16 protein-coding genes, 2 pseudogenes and 1 riboswitch are annotated in these 20369 nt (G+C 71.1%); of the genes and pseudogenes, 4 read left to right on the forward strand and 14 right to left on the reverse strand.

Annotation, left to right across the window (positions count from 1 at the left end):
• Window positions 1–33 precede the first annotated feature (33 nt).
• The 10 genes and pseudogenes from eno to NOO62_RS16600 form a co-directional block, all read right to left on the reverse strand.
• Window positions 34–1320, reverse strand: coding sequence for a phosphopyruvate hydratase (eno, locus tag NOO62_RS16560; RefSeq protein ID WP_268771653.1), 1287 nt, complete (start codon window positions 1318–1320; stop codon window positions 34–36).
• Between the two features lie 331 nt (window positions 1321–1651).
• Window positions 1652–1855, reverse strand: a pseudogene (locus NOO62_RS39280) (LysM peptidoglycan-binding domain-containing protein); the annotation flags it as partial.
• 132 nt (window positions 1856–1987) lie between these two features.
• A pseudogene (locus NOO62_RS39285) lies at window positions 1988–2383 on the reverse strand (transglycosylase family protein); the annotation flags it as partial.
• Window positions 2384–2387: 4 nt separating this feature from the next.
• A riboswitch (cyclic di-AMP (ydaO/yuaA leader) is annotated at window positions 2388–2537 on the reverse strand.
• Between the two features lie 194 nt (window positions 2538–2731).
• Window positions 2732–3826 (reverse strand): transglycosylase family protein, encoded by a 1095-nt coding sequence (locus NOO62_RS16570; protein WP_321170576.1) that lies wholly within the window; start codon window positions 3824–3826, stop codon window positions 2732–2734.
• Between the two features lie 123 nt (window positions 3827–3949).
• Window positions 3950–5245, reverse strand: coding sequence for a cytochrome P450 family protein (locus NOO62_RS16575; protein ID WP_268771655.1), 1296 nt, complete (start codon window positions 5243–5245; stop codon window positions 3950–3952).
• Window positions 5246–5359: 114 nt separating this feature from the next.
• The gene (locus NOO62_RS16580; protein WP_268771656.1) at window positions 5360–6382 is read right to left on the reverse strand and encodes a nucleoside triphosphate pyrophosphohydrolase; all 1023 of its coding nucleotides are present in this window, start codon (window positions 6380–6382) and stop codon (window positions 5360–5362) included.
• Window positions 6383–6474: 92 nt separating this feature from the next.
• Window positions 6475–7149 (reverse strand): SurA N-terminal domain-containing protein, encoded by a 675-nt coding sequence (locus NOO62_RS16585; protein WP_268771657.1) that lies wholly within the window; start codon window positions 7147–7149, stop codon window positions 6475–6477.
• 160 nt (window positions 7150–7309) lie between these two features.
• A complete protein-coding gene (locus tag NOO62_RS16590) occupies window positions 7310–8836 on the reverse strand; it encodes a serine/threonine-protein kinase (RefSeq protein ID WP_268775649.1) in 1527 nt (508 codons plus the stop codon).
• Window positions 8833–9462: a hypothetical protein gene (locus tag NOO62_RS16595; RefSeq protein ID WP_268771658.1), complete on the reverse strand. Its 630-nt coding sequence runs from the start codon at window positions 9460–9462 to the stop codon at window positions 8833–8835. Before NOO62_RS16595 ends, NOO62_RS16590 begins: the two co-directional genes overlap by 4 nt.
• A 157-nt stretch (window positions 9463–9619) precedes the next feature.
• Entirely contained in the window at window positions 9620–11734 is a 2115-nt protein-coding gene (locus tag NOO62_RS16600) for an N-6 DNA methylase (protein WP_268771659.1), read from the reverse strand.
• A 177-nt stretch (window positions 11735–11911) separates the two neighbouring features.
• Between NOO62_RS16600 and NOO62_RS16605 the strand changes: the two genes are divergently transcribed.
• On the forward strand, window positions 11912–12721 hold the full coding sequence (locus tag NOO62_RS16605) for a hypothetical protein (RefSeq protein ID WP_268771660.1): 810 nt from the start codon (window positions 11912–11914) through the stop codon (window positions 12719–12721).
• A gap of 15 nt (window positions 12722–12736) precedes the next feature.
• Here NOO62_RS16605 and NOO62_RS16610 read toward each other — a convergent pair whose 3' ends face one another.
• The gene (locus NOO62_RS16610; RefSeq protein WP_268771661.1) at window positions 12737–13486 is read right to left on the reverse strand and encodes an N-acetyltransferase; all 750 of its coding nucleotides are present in this window, start codon (window positions 13484–13486) and stop codon (window positions 12737–12739) included.
• Between the two features lie 163 nt (window positions 13487–13649).
• On the opposite strand from NOO62_RS16610, the gene NOO62_RS16615 reads away from it, so the two are divergent.
• On the forward strand, window positions 13650–14015 hold the full coding sequence (locus tag NOO62_RS16615; protein ID WP_268771662.1) for a hypothetical protein: 366 nt from the start codon (window positions 13650–13652) through the stop codon (window positions 14013–14015).
• 40 nt (window positions 14016–14055) lie between these two features.
• Here the strand turns inward: NOO62_RS16615 and NOO62_RS16620 are convergent, their stop codons facing one another.
• Both NOO62_RS16620 and NOO62_RS16625 read right to left on the reverse strand, forming a co-directional pair.
• Window positions 14056–14799: an HNH endonuclease family protein gene (locus NOO62_RS16620; protein ID WP_268771663.1), complete on the reverse strand. Its 744-nt coding sequence runs from the start codon at window positions 14797–14799 to the stop codon at window positions 14056–14058.
• A complete protein-coding gene (locus NOO62_RS16625; RefSeq protein WP_268771664.1) occupies window positions 14796–15503 on the reverse strand; it encodes an MOSC domain-containing protein in 708 nt (235 codons plus the stop codon). Before NOO62_RS16625 ends, NOO62_RS16620 begins: the two co-directional genes overlap by 4 nt.
• A gap of 62 nt (window positions 15504–15565) precedes the next feature.
• On the opposite strand from NOO62_RS16625, the gene NOO62_RS16630 reads away from it, so the two are divergent.
• Together NOO62_RS16630 and NOO62_RS16635 are read left to right on the forward strand one after the other, a co-directional pair.
• Complete coding sequence (locus tag NOO62_RS16630) at window positions 15566–15973, forward strand: hypothetical protein (RefSeq protein ID WP_268771665.1); 408 nt, start codon at window positions 15566–15568, stop codon at window positions 15971–15973.
• Between the two features lie 94 nt (window positions 15974–16067).
• Entirely contained in the window at window positions 16068–16490 is a 423-nt protein-coding gene (locus tag NOO62_RS16635) for a nuclear transport factor 2 family protein (protein ID WP_268771666.1), read from the forward strand.
• A gap of 112 nt (window positions 16491–16602) precedes the next feature.
• On the opposite strand, the gene mfd is transcribed toward NOO62_RS16635, so the two are convergent.
• On the reverse strand, window positions 16603–20133 hold the full coding sequence (gene mfd, locus NOO62_RS16640; RefSeq protein WP_268771667.1) for a transcription-repair coupling factor: 3531 nt from the start codon (window positions 20131–20133) through the stop codon (window positions 16603–16605).
• Window positions 20134–20369: the final 236 nt, after the last annotated feature.

Here is a 20369-nt window from a genome sequence, read left to right on the forward strand (position 1 = left end):
GTGGCTACGTGAGTTCAGCCCTTGCTGTGCTCATCAGTCCGTGGAGCGGAACCGCGGGAAGGCGCTCCGGCCCGCGTAGACCGCCGCGTCGTCGAGGATCTCCTCGATGCGCAGGAGCTGGTTGTACTTGGCGACGCGCTCGGAGCGGGCCGGGGCGCCGGTCTTGATCTGGCCGCAGTTCGTGGCGACGGCGAGGTCGGCGATGGTGACGTCCTCGGTCTCGCCGGAGCGGTGCGACATCATGCACTTGAAGCCGCTGCGCTGGGCCATCTCGACGGCGTCGAGGGTCTCGGTCAGCGAACCGATCTGGTTGACCTTGACGAGCAGGGCGTTGGCCGAGTTCTCCTCGATGCCGCGGGCCAGACGCTCGGGGTTGGTGACGAACAGGTCGTCGCCGACGAGCTGCACCTTGTCGCCGAGCTTCTCGGTGATGGCGTTCCAGCCGGCCCAGTCGTCCTCGAACAGCGGGTCCTCGATGGAGACGAGCGGGTACGAGGCGACGAGCTCCGCGTAGTACTCGGTCATCTCGGCGGCCGAGCGGTCCTTGCCCTCGAAGGAGTACGTGCCGTCCTTGTAGAACTCGGAGGCGGCGACGTCGAGGGCGAGGGCGATCTGCTCCCCGGGGACGTAACCGGCCTGCTTGATGGCCTCGAGGATGAGGTCGAGCGCGGCGCGGTTGGAGTCCAGGTTCGGGGCGAAGCCGCCCTCGTCGCCGAGGCCGGTCGACAGACCCTTGTCCTTCAGGACCTTCTTGAGGGTGTGGTAGACCTCGGTGCCCCAGCGCAGCGCCTCGGAGAAGGACTCCGCGCCGATCGGGGCGATCATGAATTCCTGGATGTCGACGTTCGAGTCGGCGTGCGACCCGCCGTTCAGGATGTTCATCATCGGAACGGGCAGCAGGTGCGCGTTCGGGCCGCCGAGGTAGCGGAACAGCGGCAGGTCGCTGGCCTCGGAGGCGGCGTGCGCGACGGCGAGCGAGACGCCGAGGATGGCGTTGGCGCCGAGCGAGCCCTTGTTGTCGGTGGCGTCCAGGTCGAACATGGCCTGGTCGATCAGGCGCTGCTCGGTGGCGTCGTAGCCGACGAGCTCCGGGCCGATCTGCTCGATGACGGCGAGGACTGCCTTCTCGACACCCTTGCCCTGGTAACGGTTGGGGTCACCGTCACGGAGTTCGATGGCCTCGAAGGCACCGGTGGAGGCACCGGACGGAACGGCGGCACGACCGGTGCTGCCGTCGTCGAGGCCGACCTCGACCTCGACCGTGGGGTTGCCTCGGGAGTCCAGGATTTCCCGGGCTACGACGACGTCGATGGACGGCACGAGCATCTCCTTCTGGGAGTGTGACGCGAATACGCGATTGGACAGACCGCTTCGGCCCTGCGCCTCCTGAGCCTAACCGGCTCCGGGCCTTCGGCCAGCCGACCGCCCGTCCCCTGGGACGGCACAAAGGCCATATGGCGCGGAAACAGGGCGTAAGACCATGTTCTCTACTCGCTAGTAGCGAACAAGAGGGGCGGCAGCGGCGGCGGGAACGGGTGCGGACATGACCCCGCCCCGGTGCGTACGGGGGATACGCGCACCGGGGCGGGGAGCCCGTGGGGACGGGGGGTACGGCCGTGCGTCCGCCGAGGCACGGCCGTGACCGAATGGGTCAGCTCAGGTGGAGCTGCTGGCCCGGGTAGATCATGTCGGCGTTGTCGATGATGTCGCCGTTGAGCTTGTAGACCTTGTGCCAGCCGCCCTTGACGTGCTTCGCCTCGGCGATCTTCGACAGGGTGTCCCCCGTCTTGACCTTGTACTCGCCGTCGCCCTTCTTGACCGTCTTGCCGGTCGGGGTCTCGACGGTCTTCTTGGACTCGGTCTGCGGCTGCGGCTTGGGCGCGGCCTGCTGCTGCGGGGCGGCCTGCTGCTGCGTCTGCTGCGGCTTCGGCGCGGCCTGCTGCTGCGGGGCCTGCTGCTGCGGGGCCTGCTGCTGCGGGGCCTGCTCCTGCGAGCCGCCGCTGTTGGGCGAGGCGCCCGAGAGGCCGACGCCGCAGCTCGGCCAGGCACCCTTGCCCTGGCCCGCGAGGACCTTCTCGGCGATCTCGATCTGCTGGGCCTTGGAGGCCTTGTCGGCGGTCGGCGCGTACTTCGTGCCGCCGTACGCGGACCACGTGGAGGCGGAGAACTGCACGCCGCCGTAGTAGCCGTTGCCGGTGTTGATGGACCAGTTGCCGCCGGACTCGCACTGCGCGACGGCGTCCCACTCGGAGGTGGTGGCGGCCGAGGCGGAACCGGCGGCCATCAGCGGGGCGGCGACGGCGGCACCGGTGACGCCGGCGAGCGTGACGACACGGGTGGCCTTGGACGGACGACGGTGCTTGCCCTTGCTGGAAAACAGCATGCGTAGATCCCCTCACCGACGCCTGCGAGGTGAGCTGTCGGGTTCGGGCCGATGTGGTTGCCCGGCCGCACTCCTTCGAGTGCGGCTTCACCCCTAGCCGCATGACGCGGCACTTACCTGGGTCCCCCGCTCCTGCCTACGGCGCTCAAAGCGACGACTGTTCCCGTCCGGCCGTTGGCAGGATTCGGCGTACCGACCGGCGGGGCCCACCAGTGGCGAGCGGTGACGACGGTAATCACGCATTCGCCTGAATTTCAAAGACGATCAGGGCTTCTGAGACCCATCTCTCACTTGCGCCAAACCAGACATACGGCGTGAAATCCCCACCCGACGCTTCGTCAACTTCCGTTACTTTTCGCCCAGATCGAGGCTCTGACCGGGGAGAATGAGGTCCGGGTCCGTGCCGACGGTCTTCTTGTTCTCGGTGTAGAGCTCGTGCCATCCGCCGTCGACGCCGAGGTCGTCCGCGATGACCGAGAGGTTGTCTCCGGAGCGCACGGTGTACGTCCCGTCGGCGACCTTGCCGGAGCGCTTCTCGCCGCGCGAGGCGTGGCGTCCTGACCGACCGTCGGCGCTCTCGCTCTCGTCCGCGCGGTCGCCGCGGTGACGGCCCGCGGAGGGGTCCGCGGAGGGATCCGCGGAGCCGTCCGCGTCGTCGGCCGGGTCGGTCGAGTTCTCGGGCGTGGGCGAAGTGGCGTCTTCGTCGCCCGACTTGCCGGAGTCACCCTTGTTGGCGTCGGCTTCGCCCTTGCCGTCCTTACCGCCCTTGTCGCCCTTTTCGTCGGACTCGTCGTGATTCTTGTCTCGGGAGTCCTTGCCGGAGCCGGGCGTGTCGCTCGCGTCGTCGGAGGGCTTCTCCGGATCGGAGGCGCCGTCGGAGGCGTCATCGGACGGCTTGTCCGCCTTCTCGCCCTTGCCCTCGCCCTTGTCCTTGCCGGAGGGGTCCTTGTCGCCCTTGTCGTCCTTGCCGCCCTTGTCGGAGCCCGTGGAGTCCGACGGCTCGGTGGGCTTCGGCGTGATCGGGGCGCCCGGATCCACGTCCGCCGCGGCGCCGTCCTGGGTGAGACCGGCGATCGGGGCGCAGCTCGGCCACGCGGCGGTGCCCTTGGCGTCGAGGACCTGCTCGGCGACGGCGATCTGCTGGGACCGGCTCGCCTGGTCGGCGCTCGGCGCGTAGTCCAGGCCGCCGTACGCCTCCCAGGTCTCCTGGGAGAGCTGGAGCCCGCCGTAGTAGCCGTTGCCGGGGTTGGCGCTCCACTCGCCGCCGCTCTCGCACTCGGCGAGCTTCTGCCACGTCGTGGTCTCGGCGGCGTTCGCGCTCGTGGCGCCGAGGAGCGGGATGGCGATGGCTGATCCGGTGACTCCTGCCGCGACGATGAGGGCCGGGGCCTGGCGGGGGCGTCGGTGACGACCATTGCCGGAGAGCATGCGGGTGCCTTTCACGAGACTGCAGCGACGACTTGAACGCGTGGGGCGCTCAAGTCGTCGTGAACGTAGCCGCAGTCGAACGCTTGTCACAAGTCGATGCAGCGGAGATCACGTGAACATCACAGTCGTGACGGGGCGTCAGTCGGACACCGTTGTCTGTGCGGTCGTGAACTTCACGGGCAGGGTGCGCAGTCCCCGCATGATCAGTCCGCCACGCCACCGCAAATCACCCGGTTCAGCCGCGAGTTGCAGGTCGGGAAGGCGCCGGAGCAGCGTCGCGAGGGCGGTCCGGCCCTCCAGACGGGCGAGCGGGGCGCCGAGACAGTAGTGGATTCCGTGCCCGTATCCGAGGTGTTGGTTGTCGCGACGGGAAAGATCGAGTGTGTCGGGTTCCTCGAACCGGGCGGGGTCGCGGTCGGCGGCGGCGAGCACGACGAGGACGGGGTCGCCCGCGGCGATGTCCTGCCCGCCGATGGTGAGCGGCTCCGTCGCGAAGCGCCAGGTGGCGAGCTCGACGGGGCCGTCGAAGCGGAGGAGTTCCTCGACGCCGGTCTCCAGGAGTCCGGTGTCGCCGTCCGCCAGCGCCTTCTGGAGGCGGGCGCGCTGCTCGGGGTGGGTGAGGAGCGCGTACATCCCGTTGCCGATGAGGTTCACGGTGGTCTCGAACCCGGCGAAGAGAAGGATGAACGCCATGGCGGCGGCCTCGTTCTCGGTGAGGTGCTCGCCGTGGTCCGAGGCCTTGATGAGACCGGAGATGAGGTCGTCGCCGGGTTCGAGGCGCTTGCGGTGGATGAGTTCGGCGAGGTATCCGCGCATCTTCTTGACCGACCGTGCGACGCCGCCTCGCGGGCCCCCGCCGTGCCGGATCATCATGCCCGCCCAGTCGCGGAAGTCGTCCTGGTCCTCGCGCGGGACGCCCAGAAGGTCGCAGATGGCATAGATGGGGAGAGGGAAGGCGAACTCGTGGATGAGGTCCGCGGAGCCCTCCTCTCCCTCCTCGATGAATGTGTCGATGAGCTGGTCCGTCAGCTCCTGCACACGCGGCGCGAACTCGGCTACGCGGCGGGGGGTGAAGGCCTTGGCGACGAGGCGGCGCAGGCGGGTGTGGTCCGGCGGGTCGATGTTGAGCAGATGCGTCATGAGGTTGGCGCCGCGTTCGCCCGGGATGCCGGTCTTGCGTTTCGCGTGCGCGGGCTCGTCGTGGTGGGCCGGGTTCTTGCTGAGACGTTGGTCCGCGAGGGCTTGGCGGGCGTCTGCGTAGCGGGTGACCAGCCAGGCGTCCACGCCGCTCGGGAGCGGGGTCTTCCTTACGGGGGCGTTGTCCCGGAGCCAGGCGTAGGCGGGGTACGGGTTGGAGGCGAACTCCCACGTGAAGAGTTCGGGCTCTGACTCCGGGGTGCCCCCGGGCGGCGGGGCGGGCTGTTGGTCGTGCATGGGTTGACGGTATCCGGGTGCGGGCTCGTTGTGGCTGGTCGCGCCCACGCGGTGGAGCCGCACATCGATACAGCCCCGCGTCCCTGGGCGACCTGCGCCGCCGGGACCGCGTCCCTAGCGGGCCTCCGCCGTCAGGATCGCGTCCCTGTACGCCCGCGCCGCTGCCCTCAGTGCTGCCTCCGGGTCCACCCCCTCCGACTCCGCCCGCAGCGCCAACGTCAGGAGTTCGTAGCCGACGCCCTCCCCCGGGGGGAGCGGAACCTCCAGGGACGCCGTTCGTACGCGCGAGGCGAGCTTCGCCGCCAGGGCCAGGGACGGCTGGCCCAGGGGGATGCCCTCCGTCAGTGACGTGCGGCGTTTCTCTTCCGCCTTCGTGCGGAGCCAGTGTGCGCGTACGTCCTCGGGGGTCTGCGCCGAGTCGTCGCCGAAGACGTGGGGGTGGCGGTGGATCAGTTTCTCCACGATGCCCGCCGCTACGTCGTCGATGGAGAACGGGGCATCGTCGGCCTCATCGTCGTCGTCCGAGTCACCGGGCGCGTCCTGCGCGATCCGGGCGTGGAAGACGACCTGGAGCAGGACATCGCCCAGCTCCTCGCGGAGTTCCGCCCTGTCGCCGTCCTCGATCGCCTCGACCAGTTCGTAGGCCTCCTCGATCGCGTACTTGGCGAGGCCCTTGTGGGTCTGCTGGGAGGACCACGGGCATTCGGCGCGGATGCGGTCCATGACCTGGACCAGGTCCAGCAGGCGCGCGCCCGGCAGGTCGTACGAGGCGGGGAGGAGCTCCAGGTCCGGCATGGCGACCCGGCCCGTGCCCGCGAGCCGGGCCAGGCCGTCCGTCAGCGCGCGGTCGCCCTCGGCCGTGGCGACGACCAGGACCGTGCGGCCGCCCGCGCACGCCTCGACCAGCTCCTGCGCGGTGGGCGCCGCCTGATCGACCCGTACGCCCGCCTCCCGCAGGTACGGCAGCTGCGGATGCGTCGCGTCGGCGCACAGCACCTCGTCCGCGGCGTGCAGCGCCTGCCAGGCGGGCCAGGAGAGCAGGCCGGGCGCCACCCGGTGGCTCGTGGTGAGCAGGATGACGCGGCCGACGGACGCGTCGGAGGAGTCGGCCGGGGGCTGGGGCTCGGTCTGGTTCACCTGTCGAACGTAACCCAGCCGGGGCGCGGGTTCTTACGTCGGCTGTCCCCTCTTACACCGGCTGTTCCGGTCCTACGCCGGTTGTTCCGGTCCTACACCGGCTGTTCCGGCGTCCCCGAACCCGTTTCCGCCTGCGTGACCTGCCGCACCCACGGCGTCTTCGCGTCCATGCGCTTGTTCTTGTCGACGTCCCACGTGCCGTACCGCGGGTTCAGGTCGATGTCGAGCTTCTTCGACGCGGCCGACAGCGCCTTCCAGAAGACCGCCTGGCCCTCCGGCGAGTTCATGTCCGCGCCCAGCTTCGTCGAGAGCTTCTGTGCCTCGATCTCCGTGCGCAGGCTGTCGTCGAGGCGGGCCGGGGCGACGTTGTACTGCTGCAGCCAGCCCTCCTCCAGCGCCTTCCTGCCGCCCGACTGCTGCTCCATGCCCTGGCGCATGGTCTGGATGTCGCGGCGCGTGACGCTCACCCCGGCGTCGGTGGCCGCGCGGTGCAGGACCTTGTCCAGGACCATCGTGTGGAGCGTGGCGCGGGTGAGGCCGCCGGACTTGGCGATGGCCTGCGCGTACTGCGCGTCGTCGGGGATGGCCGAACGCTGCGCGTCCCGCACCTCGTTCACCCGGCCCTCCAGCTGCGCGACCGTGATGCGGTCGTCGCCGACGACGGCGGCGGCGCCTGGGTGCGCGTCGCTGCCGCAAGCGGTCAGCAGAGGAGCCGCGGCGATCGCGGCCGCGGAGAGGATGAGCGCTGTACGACGACGGCGGTGCAAGGAAGCCTCCCGAGGAGATTGTGCGGCGGTGCACAAAGTCTTGCGGTGATCGATGTTAGGGAGTGACCGGCTTATCGGCCAGCCATTCGACACCTATTCGACCAACGACTTCCCGGGAGTTGGGGCACCCTCCCGCAGGCACCACCCAGCCGTACGGGCGTCAGCCGCGCACTTGTCCGAGCCACTGCAGGGTCCGCATGATCTCCGCGGGGAACGGATGCCCGGGCCCGTGCAGCACCTCCGCGTCGTGCAGCAGCCGCGCGAGCGTGTCGTGGGCGGCGGTCCGGTCGCCGAGGGCGAGGAGCAGGTGGCCGATGCGGCGGCGGATCTCCAGGGACTGGCGGCGGTCGTCCGTCGCGTACTGGTTCTCGTAGTAGGGGAGCAGCGAGCGGTACTCGGCGAGCGCGGCCGCCGGTTCGCCGAGCTGCTCCAGGCACTGCGCGGCCTCGTACCGGAACTGGAGCGAGTGCGGGTCCGCCTGCCCGGACTCGGCGGCACGCTCGTCGGCGAGGCGGCGCAGCTCGGGCAGGGCGCGGCGGTACTGGCCGTCGTCCATGAGCGTCGCCGCGTACTGCTTGCGCAGGGTGCGGACGACGGGTGAGTGCTCGCCGTGCTTGGCGGCGGCGGCCGGGAGGATCGCGCCGAGGATGTCGACGGCCTGGGTGATGCGGCCCTCGCCGAGGAGCCGCTTGACGTCGTCGACGGCGCGGGCGACGTCCTGCTGGGGCGCGGCGCCCGGCGGCCGGGACGGCATGTCGGGGGCGGCGGCGGGCGTCGCGGCCCGGTCCGGCCACGGCGCGTGCGGGCGCAGGAAGGGGCGGGTGGGGTCGAGCGGGCGGCCGGAGGGGATGCCGCGGGCGGGAAGCAGCGGCGCCAGTTCCTCGTAGACCTCCTGGGCGCTGCCGTGGCGGTGCTGGGGGTCCTTGGCGAGCAGCCGCAGGACGAGGGCCTCCAGGGCCTCCGGCACTTCGGGGCGCAGGCGGCGGACCGGCAGCGGCGGTTCGTAGAGGTGGCGGTGGAGGACGCCGAGCGCGGTGGAGCCGGAGAACGGGACGTCGCCGCTGAGGAGTTCGTGCAGGAGCACGCCGAGTGCGTACAGGTCGGTGTACGGGCCGACGGCTCCGCCCATCGCCTGTTCCGGCGCCATGTAGGCGGGGCTGCCGATCGGGGAGCCGGTGTGGGTGAGGCGGGTGGTGTCCGTGTCCATCACGGAGGCGATGCCGAGGTCGAGGATGCTGACGGTGCCGTCCTGCTTGACCATGACGTTCCGCGGCTTGAGGTCGCGGTGCACGATCGGTACGGCGTGGACGGCGGAGAGCACGGCACACAGCTGGGCGGCGATCGCGACGGCCCACTGCCAGGGGTAGGGGTCGTGCTCGGCGAGGTGGTCGCCGAGGTCCGCGCCGTCGACGTACTGCATGACGAGGTAGAGGTCCTCGCCCTCGCTGCCCGCGTCGTGCACGGTGACCAGGCCCGGGTGGTCGACCTGCGCGGTGACGCGGCACTCGCGCACGAACCGGCGGCGCAGCTCCTCGGCCTCGGCGCCCGCGACCCGGTCGGGGCGGAGCAGCTTCACGGCGACGCGGCGGTCCAGGCGCTGGTCGTACGCCGTCCAGACCTGGCCCATGCCGCCCTGGCCGATGAGGGTGGAGAGTTCGTAGCGCCCCGCGACGACGCGCACGGTCAGTTGCCGCCTTCCTGCTTGCGCAGGTAGTCGCTCAGCTCGTCGAGCTCGGCACGGACCTGGTCGATGCGGACGGGGGCGGGGCGCGCGGGTGCGGGGGCCGGGGCGTGCGGCGGCGGGGTGTGACCGAGCTGGTGGCCGAGTTGGTGGCCGAGCTGGGTGGGCTGGAGGTGGATCGGGCCCGGAGCGGGTGCGGGGGCGGTCTGCTGCGGGTAGCCGTACGAGGCCTGCGGCTGCTGAGGTACGTACCCCGTGTACTGCTGCGGCTGGGGCTGTTGAGACGGCTGCGGCTGGGGCTGGTGAGACGGCTGCGGCTGGGGCTGGTGAGACGGCTGCGGTCGGCGGTACGGGCTGAAGTGGCGGATGTCCCCGTACAGGTAATAGGCGACGGCGGCCACCATCGTGCAGAGCATGACCACCATGCCCGCGCTGCCCGGGCCCTGGAACTCGTCCTCCCCCGGGTCGGCGCCGACGAGGGCGATGGCCAGGACGTCGAGCGCCGTCACGACGCCGAAGAGGGCCCAGTTGTGGGCCTTGCGCGTCACGAGGGCGAGCCGCAGCATCGCGGCCCACGCCAGCAGGCCGCACGTGAGCACCGTGAGCACCACGAACATCACGCGCAGCGTCACATGCGTCCCCCTGGAAGGGGGGTGCGGGTGCTGCGGCGCATAGCCGTGGCCGTGCATGGCTGCTCCTGTTGCCTGTTGAACGAACGGGTGAGGGTTCGAGCGTATAGGCCGACCGCGACGACGGGTCCCGGGTTGTACCGAACCGTTGTCGTACTGGTCACGCGCCCCCGTGCGGAAGGGTTCCCTCCGTCAGTCCGTCGTGCATGCCGCGCACCAGGCGGTCGCCGAGCAGGGCCGCGTGGCGCACGGTGTCCTCGAACGCGGCGAGGCGGCGGAACCGCTCGCTGTACCCGCGCTGTCCGGCGAGCGGGAGGCGGGGCAGCTGGAGGCGGCGGACGTCGAGCCGGGCGGACGTCGACGCGTAGCTGCTGGCCTGGCGGTGGTTGGCGGTGCCGCGCAGGAACCCGGCGAGGAACCACGGGTCGAGCGCGGCGGGGTCCGGGCGCAGCAGGGCGAGGCCGCGGCCGAGGGCGGCGCCCGCGGTGGCCTCGTCGATCACGCGGGCGGCGGTGCCGCCGCCGAACACGGGGACGACGACGTCGCCGGGGGCGGTACGCACGGACTCGACGTCGTCCGAACTGTTGACGCCTTCGTGGGCGGTGCCCGAGGGCGCGGCGCCCGTCAGTACGTCGTGGTCGGTGAGGACGGGCGTGCCGCCGGGGCCTTCGCCGGTGCCGGTGTGCAGGGTGAGGGCGCCGGCGCGGGCCAGTTCGCCGACGGTGGTGAGGGGCGGCCTGGGGATGCCTTCGGTCCCGGCCGGGGTGAGGTCGTCCGGCGGGGGCGCGAGGTCGGCGGCCCTGCGCAGCGCCTCGCCCAGCCCGTACCGGACGGTCAGGAGCTCCGTGCCGTCCCCGGCCGCGGTGGGCGGCGGCAGGTGGCGTGCGGGCGCCAGGTCGACCTCGTCGCCGAGGAGTTCGAGCACCGGGACGCTGCGGGCGGTGCCGGGCCGCTCGTCGAGCGTGCCGTGCCGTTCGACGTGCTCCCAGGCGTCGAGCACGGCGTCCTGCACGGCGGGCCACAGCTGCTTGTCGCGCCCGTCGGCGGCCAGGACACCGCCCGCCTCCACGAGCAGCAGCTCGGGCGCTGGCCGCGCCGCCGGACCCGGCTTGCGCAGGACCCAGATGTGCAGGGGCAGGTTGTACGGGGGTGCGGCCCCGGCGGGCAGGGCGATGACGGCGCGCAGGGCGCCGCGGCGCAGCAGGTCGGCGCGGATACGGCGCCCCGAGCGGCGGGACGCGGCGGCGGGCGGCATCAGGAGGACGGCGGTGCCGCCGTCGACGAGTCGGGCCAACGCGTGCTGCACCCAGGCGAGTTCGGACTCGGAGCGGGCGGGGAAGCCGTACTCCCAGCGGGGGTCGTAGGCCAGTTCGTCGTGGCCCCAGTTGCGTTCGTTGAACGGCGGGTGGCAGAGCACGGCCTCGGCCTTGCGGTCGTCGTAGGCGTCGGCGCGCAGGGTGTCGGCGGCCATGGTGCGCACGGTCGCGTCGGAGTGCAGGGCCAGGCGCAGCGCGGTGAGCGCGGCGAGCTCCGGGGAGCTGTCCTGGCCGTACAGGTACTGGTCGGGGCGCGGCGGTACGGCGCGCAGCAGGGCGCCGGTGCCGCAGGCGGGGTCGAGGACGGTGCGGGCGGGGCCGGTGCCGGCGGCACTCCCGGCGGCTGCCGCGCTCCCGGCGATCCGTGCCATCAGCTCGGCGGGGCCCGTCGGAGTGAGCGTGTACTGGCGGGGGTTGGCGTCGGTCTGCCGACCGAGCAGGAACTCGTACGTCTGCTTGGCGCCCAGCTCGGACGCGAGCTCGGCGGCGCCGCGCAGCAGCGGGACGGACGGCAGGAGTTCGGCGGCCGTCGGAACCCGGACGGCACGCCGCCGCCGCACACCGAACCGCATCGCGACCGTCTCGTCGAGCGCGTCCGGCAGGAGCTGCGCCATCCGCTCGTCGGAGACGGCGCTCACGGCGAGCCAGTCGGTGGGCCTGTCGCGGAGCAGGAGCAGGGCGCAGCCGGTGTGCAGGAGGGCGGTGACGGGTCCCGCGGGGTGCCCCGCGAGCTGCTGCCAGACACGTTCGCGGAGGGGGACCTCGACGAGTTTGCCCTGGGCGCGCAGCCAGTGTTCGACCTGGGCGAGCGCGAAGGAGGGGCTGGTCTCGGTGCCGCCGACCGGTTTGGGGAAGTCGCCATGCCTGCGGCGCCAGTTGCTGACGGCCGCCCGGCCGACTCCCGCGAGACGGGCGATTCCGGCGGCGGTGACCTCGGTCGTGTCGTTCCGCGGCGTCATCTGGTGGCTCCCCTCGAACGCGCGGGGTCAGTCGCGCGGCGTCGAGCATACCCAGCGAACGGGCGCACGGACCGTTTCACGCCCGTTAACCCATGATCCACGATTCCTCGTGTTGACTCGGTTCACACGCACCTGGTCTGATGTTCACCACCGAACGAGTTCCCTGGGGGGATTTCCATGCGTCACCGCCGTCACCGCCGTCACCACCTGCGCCGCACCGCCGCCGTCGCGGCCGCCGTCGTCGCCGCGACCGTCGGCCTCACGGCCTGCGGCACGGAGTCGGGCAAGGCGTCCGAGTCCGGCAAGCCGAAGGAGCCCTTCGAGGGCATGAGCGGCACCGAGATCGTCGACAAGGCCGTCGAAGCGACGAAGGGCGCCACGTCGCTCCGGCTCGCGGGCGACATCGACGACGACGAGACCGGCCGCATGAAGATGGACCTGGCCCTCGACACCTCGGGCAAGTGCGCGGGCACCATGTCGATGGCCGACGAGGGTTCGTTCGACCTGATCGTCCCCGGCAACGGCACGGTCTACATGAAGTACGACGAGAAGTTCCTGCGCTCGCAGAGCAAGGGCGAGCCGGAGGACCAGACGGCGGCGGCGGTCGAGATGCTCGCCGACCGCTGGTCGAAGACGAAGGCGTCGGGCGCCGACGCGAAGGACATCGCGGGCATGTGCGACCTCGACGACCTGCTCAAGGAGTTCGAGGGCGAGATCAACTCGAACGCCCGCAGGGGCACGACGACGGAGCTCGACGGCACCCCCGCGATCAAGATCGACGCGCACGACGCGGAGGAGAAGTACACGATCTACGTCGCCACCGAGGGCAAGCCGTACTTGCTGAAGATCATCGACGCGGAGGCAACGAAGTCTGCGGGGGCTGAGAAGACCGCGCCGGAGCACCTCACCTTCAGCGAGTACGACAAGCCGGTGAAGACGACGCCTCCGGCGGGGAAGGTCATCGACCTGGACAAGCTGGGCGCGTGACGGGCCCGTCGGGCCTCAGACCGTGTGCCGCACCCACACGTTCGGCTCGACGTACACGCCGTACCCGCGCTCCGCTTCACAGTGCACGGGTACCAGCGCCCCCGGCACCTCGACCGGCCCCTCCGTGTCGAACGGCAGCCCGGTCCACTCGCGCCACTGCGCGGTCGACCCGGACACGGTCATGGAGGCGTGCGCGACCTTCTCTATGACGCCGCCTGCCCGCACGTGCACGCGCAGCCACGGGTCGTGCGGCAGGCCGTCCTCGCGGGTGCGGTACGCGTACTCGTCGATCTGCGCGTCCGGTTCGAGGTGCTTGGCGTTGGGCCGCACGGGGGCGACGACCTCGGTGAAGCCGTGCGCACGGGCGTTGTCCCGCATCGCGTCGAGCATCCGCCCGGAAAGACCCCTGCCCCGAGCCGTCTCGTCGACGGTTATCTCGATGGCGCTCACGGTGTCGGCCTCCTTGCCGTGGCGCAGGTCGGAGAAGGCCCACAGCAGGACCTGGTCCCAGCCTCCGTCGGGCAGTTCACCGGCACCGCGGGCGCGCAGCGCGAACGGCACGCTGAAGGCCCGGGCGACGACCTTGCCACCGGCGTCCTCGTCGGTGGCGACCAGGACGTACTCCGGCAGATCCTTGACGATCCGCCCGATCAGCGACCACCCGACGGGGTCGTGGAGGATGAACTCCGGCCAGTCCTCGGCCATGTTCCACAGCGGGTCCGTGAGCTCCGGTCGCTCGACGAGAGTCGTGATCTTGAGGTTCATGGGTCGGGACGGTACGGGGTCCGCGCGGCGGGCGGTAGCGGTTATTGTCCGCGGGCCCATGGGAGCCGGGCCGCAGCCCTCCGTACGGGTACGTCACCCATAGACTCCGGGGGCTACAGGGCGAGATCGCCGCATATGGCACGACGTGACGAGAGGGGATGCCATGTCGCAGACCGAGGGTGCCCGTCTGTTCCGCGCATCATGGATCGCGGGCGTGCGGAAGCACTTTCCGGGTGAGCCGAAGCCGGGCTACGTGACCCCCTGGGAAGAAACGCCGGAGTGGGAGCGGCAGGCCGCGGGGGCGGTGTACGAGCAGGTGCGGCAGTTCCTCGAACTCAGCGGAGGCCACGCCTCGCGTCTGAACCGTGAGCAGAAGAGCCGGTTCGTGGCGACGGCCTGGACGGCGCAGATGTTCAAGCACTTCGAGGACCCGAAGCCGGGTTACGTGGCCGACTGGCCCGACCTCCCCGAGTGGCAGCAGCAGACCGACGCGGACATTTTTGAAGCCATCGAGGACGCAACCGCCTGACGGCAGGCGGCGGACGGCGGACGCATGGTTGGGCTTGGGGTCAGCGGGCGTGGAAGCGGGGCGGGGCCTCTGTCGGGGCCGTGCCCGATGGGAGTTTCTCGGTCGGGCACGTCGTGAGGACCTTCCTCATGGCGTCGCGTTCCGCGCCGGTCACCCACACCCCGTACTTCTTCTTCACCGCGACCTGCCCGGCCACGTACGTGCAGCGGTAGCCCTTGTTCGGGGGCAGCCACGTCGCCGTGTCGCCATCGCCCTTGCCGCGGTTGGGGCCCGCGTCGACGGCGAGGAGGTTCAGCGGGTCGTTGGCGAACGCTATGCGTTTGGCGGGCTCCCACTGGAACGCGCCCTTCTGCCAGGCGTCGGAGAGCGCCACGAGGTGGTCGATGTCGACTTGGCTGCGGCCGCGCCGGAACGTCACTTCCTTCCCCGTGTACGGGTCGGGCGCGAGCTTCCCGGACGCCACCCGGCAGTCGCCGCCCTGGTACGTCACGTCCTTGAGGTCCCGCTTCAGGATGTCGTCCCGGGTCGGGCAGCGGTTCGAGTCCGTGTCGGCCCACGCCGTGCCGAACCGGCTCCGCTCGTAACCGGTCTTGGGGGCGCGGCCCTTGACGGTGAGCGTGTCGACGGCGGCGAGTGCGGACCCCGCCTTGGCGTCGGGGCCTGCGGCGCCGCCCTCCCCCTTCTTGTCCTTGGTGCCGGTCTCGCAGCCGGTGAGGAGCGCGGGCACGGTGAGGAGGGCGAGGAGCGCCGAAGCGGTACGTCGGTTGATGCGTCGTCGGTTCACCGGACTACCACCGTGTCGCCGAGGGCCAGCGGGGCGGGCGCCACGATGTCCGTGTGGATGCCGATGCACATGCCGCGGGCGGTGGTGAGGGTCTTCAGGACGCGGTTGTCCGCGGGGAGGCCGGGCTGGGCCTGGGTCACCATGACGCACCGTTTCACGCGCTTGCTGACGCGCAGCAGCAAGGGTTCGCGGCCCTCGCCCCCGCCGAGGGCGATCTCACAGCCCACCCAGTCCTCCTCGATCCACGGCTCGTCGGTCTCCACGACGATGTTCTTGCGCAGGCGTCGTACGTCGACGGGGCCGGGGTCGCCGAGGAGGTCGCCGAGTGCGCGCAGCGAGGCGGTGCCGACGAGGGAGACGGCGGAGACGTCCTTGTGGAAGTCGTCCCCCTCCTCACGGAGCAACTGGACGCCCTCGCCGAAACGTTCCGGGATGCGCGGGTCGCCGGGGCGCAGCTCGGCGCCGTCGGGTGCGAGGACGACGGGGGTGCCGTCACCGTCGTAGACCGCCCGGTGTTCGAGCATCCCGGGTGTCCGGCGGAACCGCTCGTGGTTCTTTCCGCTGGCCAGCTTGCCGTCGGGGTACCGCAGGGCCCACAGCCGGTCGCCGACGACGCCGGCCGCGCCGAAGTCCAGCCGGTCGTGCGCGTCGCCGAGCATCGACTTCACCGGAAACCGGTGCAGACCCACGACTTGGAACGTCACTGCGCTCTCCCCTCCCCGAAGATCATGAGAATATCTCCTGTTCCTTCCCTATCAGGAGATTCATGCTCAAGCGTCTGCCGTGGCTCACCCTGCCGCTGCTCACTGTCCTCGTCCTCGGTACCACGGGGTGCGGCGCGTCCGACAGCAAAGCGTCCGACAAGTCGCGTACTCCGTCGGCGAGCGCGCCCGCCACACCCTCCACCACGCCCAAGGGGCGCGGTCTGAAGGGACCGGCGGCGGCCCTGTACCTGAAGACGCTTCGGAAGCACTACCCGGACCTCGACCGCATCGACGACGACGCACTCGTCGCCGAGGGAGACGCGCTGTGCACGGTCCGGGGCGCGGCCATCGGCGAGCAGTTCAAGAAGTCCACGCGCCGCCTGGGTACGACCAAAGTGCAGACGTCCCGCATCATGGGCGTCGCCCACGGCCTGTGCCGCGACAAGGACGACCAGCTGTTCGACGACTGACGATCACACGATTACCTCAGCGGTAATCGACCGTCCCCCTCTCCCCCGGCAGGATCGGTCACATCAGCCGAGCGAGCCTGTCCGAGGAGAGCCCATGACCGCCGAGACCGTCGCCGACCACACCCGCTCCGTCGTCCAGGACTTCCTCCAAGCCCGGCTCGCCGGGGACACCGGGCGGATGGTGGAGCTGTTCGCCGACGACGTGGACTGGCTGCTCGCCGAGAACCCCGTCGTCCCATGGATCCGCCCCCGCTCCACCGGCGCCGAGTGCGCCGCCCAGTCGGCGGAGCTGGCGGATCACACGGTGCCGGAGGACGCGGCCGCCACGCTCGACACATTCCTGGTGGACGGCACCGACGCCGTCCTGTTCGGCCACCTCTCGGGCACCGTGCGCGCCACCGGCAAGTCCTTCGGCGGCCCCTTCGCCCTGCGCCTCACGGTGGAGAACGGCCGGATCACCCGGCACCACCTCTACGAGAACAGCCTGTCGATCGCGGCGGCCTGCACGGCAGCGTGAACGCGGCCCACGCACTCGTCACTCGTAACGGGGCAGGCCCCACCGGGTCGCGGTCCACCGGGTCGCGCACGTCCGCGACCCGGTGAGCGACCACACGGCTCGGCTCCGCGCCCTACGACCCCAGGATCGACGTGAGGAACTCCCCGACCCACCCCAGCAGTTCCCGGCCGACCAACGGCTTGCCGCCTACCTTCGCCGTCTTCGGGCGCGGGACCAGGATCTGGTTCGCGGTCAGCTTGATGACCGTGCCGGGGTAGAGGCGCTTGAGGCGGAGTTCCTGGGATTCGCGGAGGTCCACCGGGGCGAAGCGGATGTTGTTGCCCTGGAGGACGATCTCGCCGACCTCGCAGGCTCGGGAGAGCATGCGGAGACCTGCTACCAGGAGGAGGTTCTCCACCGGTTCGGGGAGCTTGCCGTAGCGGTCGGTGAGTTCTTCGCGTACCGCCTTGACGTCGTCCTCCGTGTTCGCGGAGGCGATGGCACGGTAGGCCTGGAGGCGGAGGCGCTCGCCGGGGGCGTAGTCGTGGGGGACGTGCGCGTCGACCGGGAGCTCGATCTTGACCTCCAGGGGCGGCTCCTCCTCGACACCGCCCTCCAGGGACGCGCGGTAGTCCGCGACCGCCTCGCCGACCATGCGGACGTACAGGTCGAAGCCGACGCCCGCGATGTGGCCCGACTGCTCGCCGCCCAGGAGGTTGCCCGCGCCGCGGATCTCCAGGTCCTTCATCGCCACGTACATGCCCGCGCCCATCTCCGTGTGCTGGGCGATCGTGGCGAGGCGCTCGTGGGCGGTTTCTGTGAGGGGCTTCTCCGGGGGGTAGAGGAAGTACGCGTAACCCCGTTCGCGGCCTCGGCCCACTCGGCCTCGCAGCTGGTGGAGCTGGGACAGGCCGAAGTTGTCGCCCCGCTCCACGATCAGCGTGTTCGCGTTGGAGATGTCGATGCCCGACTCGACGATCGTCGTCGAGACGAGCACGTCGAACTTCTTCTCCCAGAAGTCGACGACCACCTGCTCCAGGGCCTGTTCCGACATCTGGCCGTGGGCCGTCGCGATGCGCGCCTCGGGGACGATGTCGCGGAGGCGGGCCGCCGCGCGGTCGATCGACTCGACGCGGTTGTGGATGTAGAAGACCTGGCCCTCGCGGAGCAGTTCACGGCGGACCGCCGCGCCGATCTGCTTCTCCTCGTACGGGCCGACGAAGGTCAGGACCGGGTGGCGTTCCTCGGGCGGCGTCGTGATCGTCGACATCTCGCGGATGCCGGTGACGGCCATTTCGAGCGTACGGGGAATGGGGGTGGCCGACATCGTCAGGACGTCGACGTTCGCACGGAGCTTCTTCAGCTGTTCCTTGTGCTCGACGCCGAAGCGCTGCTCCTCGTCGACGATGACCAGGCCCAGGTCCTTGAACTTGGTCTCCGAGGAGAACAGGCGGTGCGTGCCGATGACGATGTCGACCGAGCCCTCGCGCAGCCCCTCCAGGGTCGCCTTCGACTCCGTCTCCGTCTGGAAGCGGCTCAGCGCCTTCACGCTGACCGGGAACTGGGAGTACCGCTCGGAGAACGTGCCGAAGTGCTGCTGGACCAGGAGAGTCGTGGGGACGAGGACCGCTACCTGCTTGCCGTCCTGGACCGCCTTGAACGCCGCGCGGACCGCGATCTCCGTCTTGCCGTAGCCGACGTCGCCGCAGATCAGGCGGTCCATCGGGACCGTCTTCTCCATGTCCTCCTTGACCTCGGCGATCGTCGTCAGCTGGTCGGGCGTCTCCACGTACGGGAACGCGTCCTCCAGCTCGCGCTGCCACGGCGTGTCGGGCGCGAAGGAGTGGCCGGGCGCCGCCATGCGCGCCGAGTACAGCTTGATGAGGTCCGCGGCGATCTCCTTGACCGCCTTCTTCGCCCGCGCCTTCGTCTTCGTCCAGTCGGCGCCGCCCAGGCGGTGGAGGGTCGGTGCCTCGCCGCCCACGTACTTGGTGATCTGCTCCAGCTGGTCCGTGGGAATGTAGAGCCGGTCGCCGGGCTGGCCGCGCTTGGCGGGCGCGTACTCCACCACGAGGTACTCGCGCGTCGCGCCCTGGACCGTACGCTGCACCATCTCGATGTAGCGGCCCACACCGTGCTGCTCGTGGACGATGTAGTCGCCGGACTCCAGCGTCAGCGGGTCGATCGTCTTGCGGCGGCGCGCCGGCATGCGCTGGCCGTCCTTGCCCGCCGCCTTCTGGCCCGACAGATCGGTCTCGGTGAGGACCGCGAGCTTGAGGGCCGGGTCCACGAAGCCGTAGTCGATCGAACCGCAGGACACGTGCACCAGCGACGGCGTCAGCTCCCCGAGGTCGCCGTCGAGGCGGGCCGCGATGCCCTCGCCGCCCAGGACCTCGACGGTGCGGGCCGCGGGTCCGTGCCCCTCGGTGACGTAGACGACGCGCCACTCCTCCGCCAGCCAGCCCTTCGTGTCCGCGAGGGCCTTCGCCGTGTCGCCCCGGTACGTCTCCGGGGCGTGCATGCCCAGCTTGAGCGTGTCGTCGTCCAGCTCCTCGTCGGCGGCGAACGGGCTCACCGACCACCACATCATGTCGAGCTCGCGGGCGTGGTCCCGGACGTCCGCGATGCCCCACAGGGACGCCGCGTCCACGTCGATCGGCGCCTCGCCGCCGCCCGCCGTCGCCGCCCAGCTCGCCTGGAGGAACTCCTGCGAGGTCGCCACCAGGTCCGCCGCGCGCGTCCGCACCCGCTCCGGGTCGCAGACCACCGCCATCGAGCCCTTCGGCAGGACGTCGACGAGCAGCTCCATGTCGTCCACGAGGACCGGCGCGAGGGACTCCATGCCCTCCACCGCGATGCCCTCGGCGATCTTCCCGAGCAGCTCGCCGAGCTCCGGGTGCCGCTCGGCGAGGGCGGCCGCCTTCTCGCGCACCTCGTCGGTGAGCAGCAGCTCACGGCAGGGCGGCGCCCACAGGCCGTGCTCGGCGACCTCCAGGGAGCGCTGGTCGGCGACCTTGAAGTAGCGGATCTCCTCCACGTCGTCGCCCCAGAACTCCACGCGCAGCGGGTGCTCCTCGGTGGGCGGGAAGACGTCGAGAATCCCGCCTCGTACGGCGAACTCGCCGCGCTTCTCCACCAGCTCCACGCGCGAGTACGCGGCCGCCGCCAGGGCCTCCACGATCGCGTTGAGGTCCGTGGTCTGCCCGCTGCGCAGCGCCACGGGCTCCAGGTCGCCGAGGCCCTTGACCTGCGGCTGGAGGACGGAACGGACCGGCGCGACGACCACCGAGACCGGGCCCGTCTCCGGGTCGTCCGAGCTGGGGTGCGCGAGGCGGCGCAGGACCGCGAGGCGGCGGCCGACCGTATCCGAGCGCGGGGAGAGGCGCTCGTGCGGCAGCGTCTCCCACGACGGGTACTCCGCGACGCCGTCCGGCGGCAGGATCGTCCGCAGCGCGGCGGCGAGGTCCTCGGCCTCACGGCCGGTGGCCGTCACGGCCAGGACGGTGCGGCCGGACTCGCGGGCCAGCGCCGCCACCGCGAAGGGCCGGGCCGCGGGCGGTCCGACCAGGTCGACGTGCATGCGGTGGCCGTCGGTCGCGGCCTTGGCCGCTTCGGCGAGTGCCGAGTCCTTGACGACAGCGTCGAGCAGACCGTGCAGGCTCATTGGAGACTTTCCGTCCAGATAACCGGAGTGAGTGGACAACAGACCGGAGTGAGTGGGCAACGCGAACCGCCCGGCACGTCGTACGGGCCGGGGGTCTCCAGCGTACGACTCCACGCTGATCGGCGCGGCCCGGTCGGGACGGGTCCAGGGTGCGGCGCACCCCGCGCCCTCCCGCACAATGTCCGGAAACCGGCGTCCGAGAATTCTTTCCCCCCGGGTGTAAACCGGCCGCGCTT

It is taken from the genome of Streptomyces sp. Je 1-369, from assembly GCF_026810505.1.
Taxonomy (GTDB): domain Bacteria; phylum Actinomycetota; class Actinomycetes; order Streptomycetales; family Streptomycetaceae; genus Streptomyces.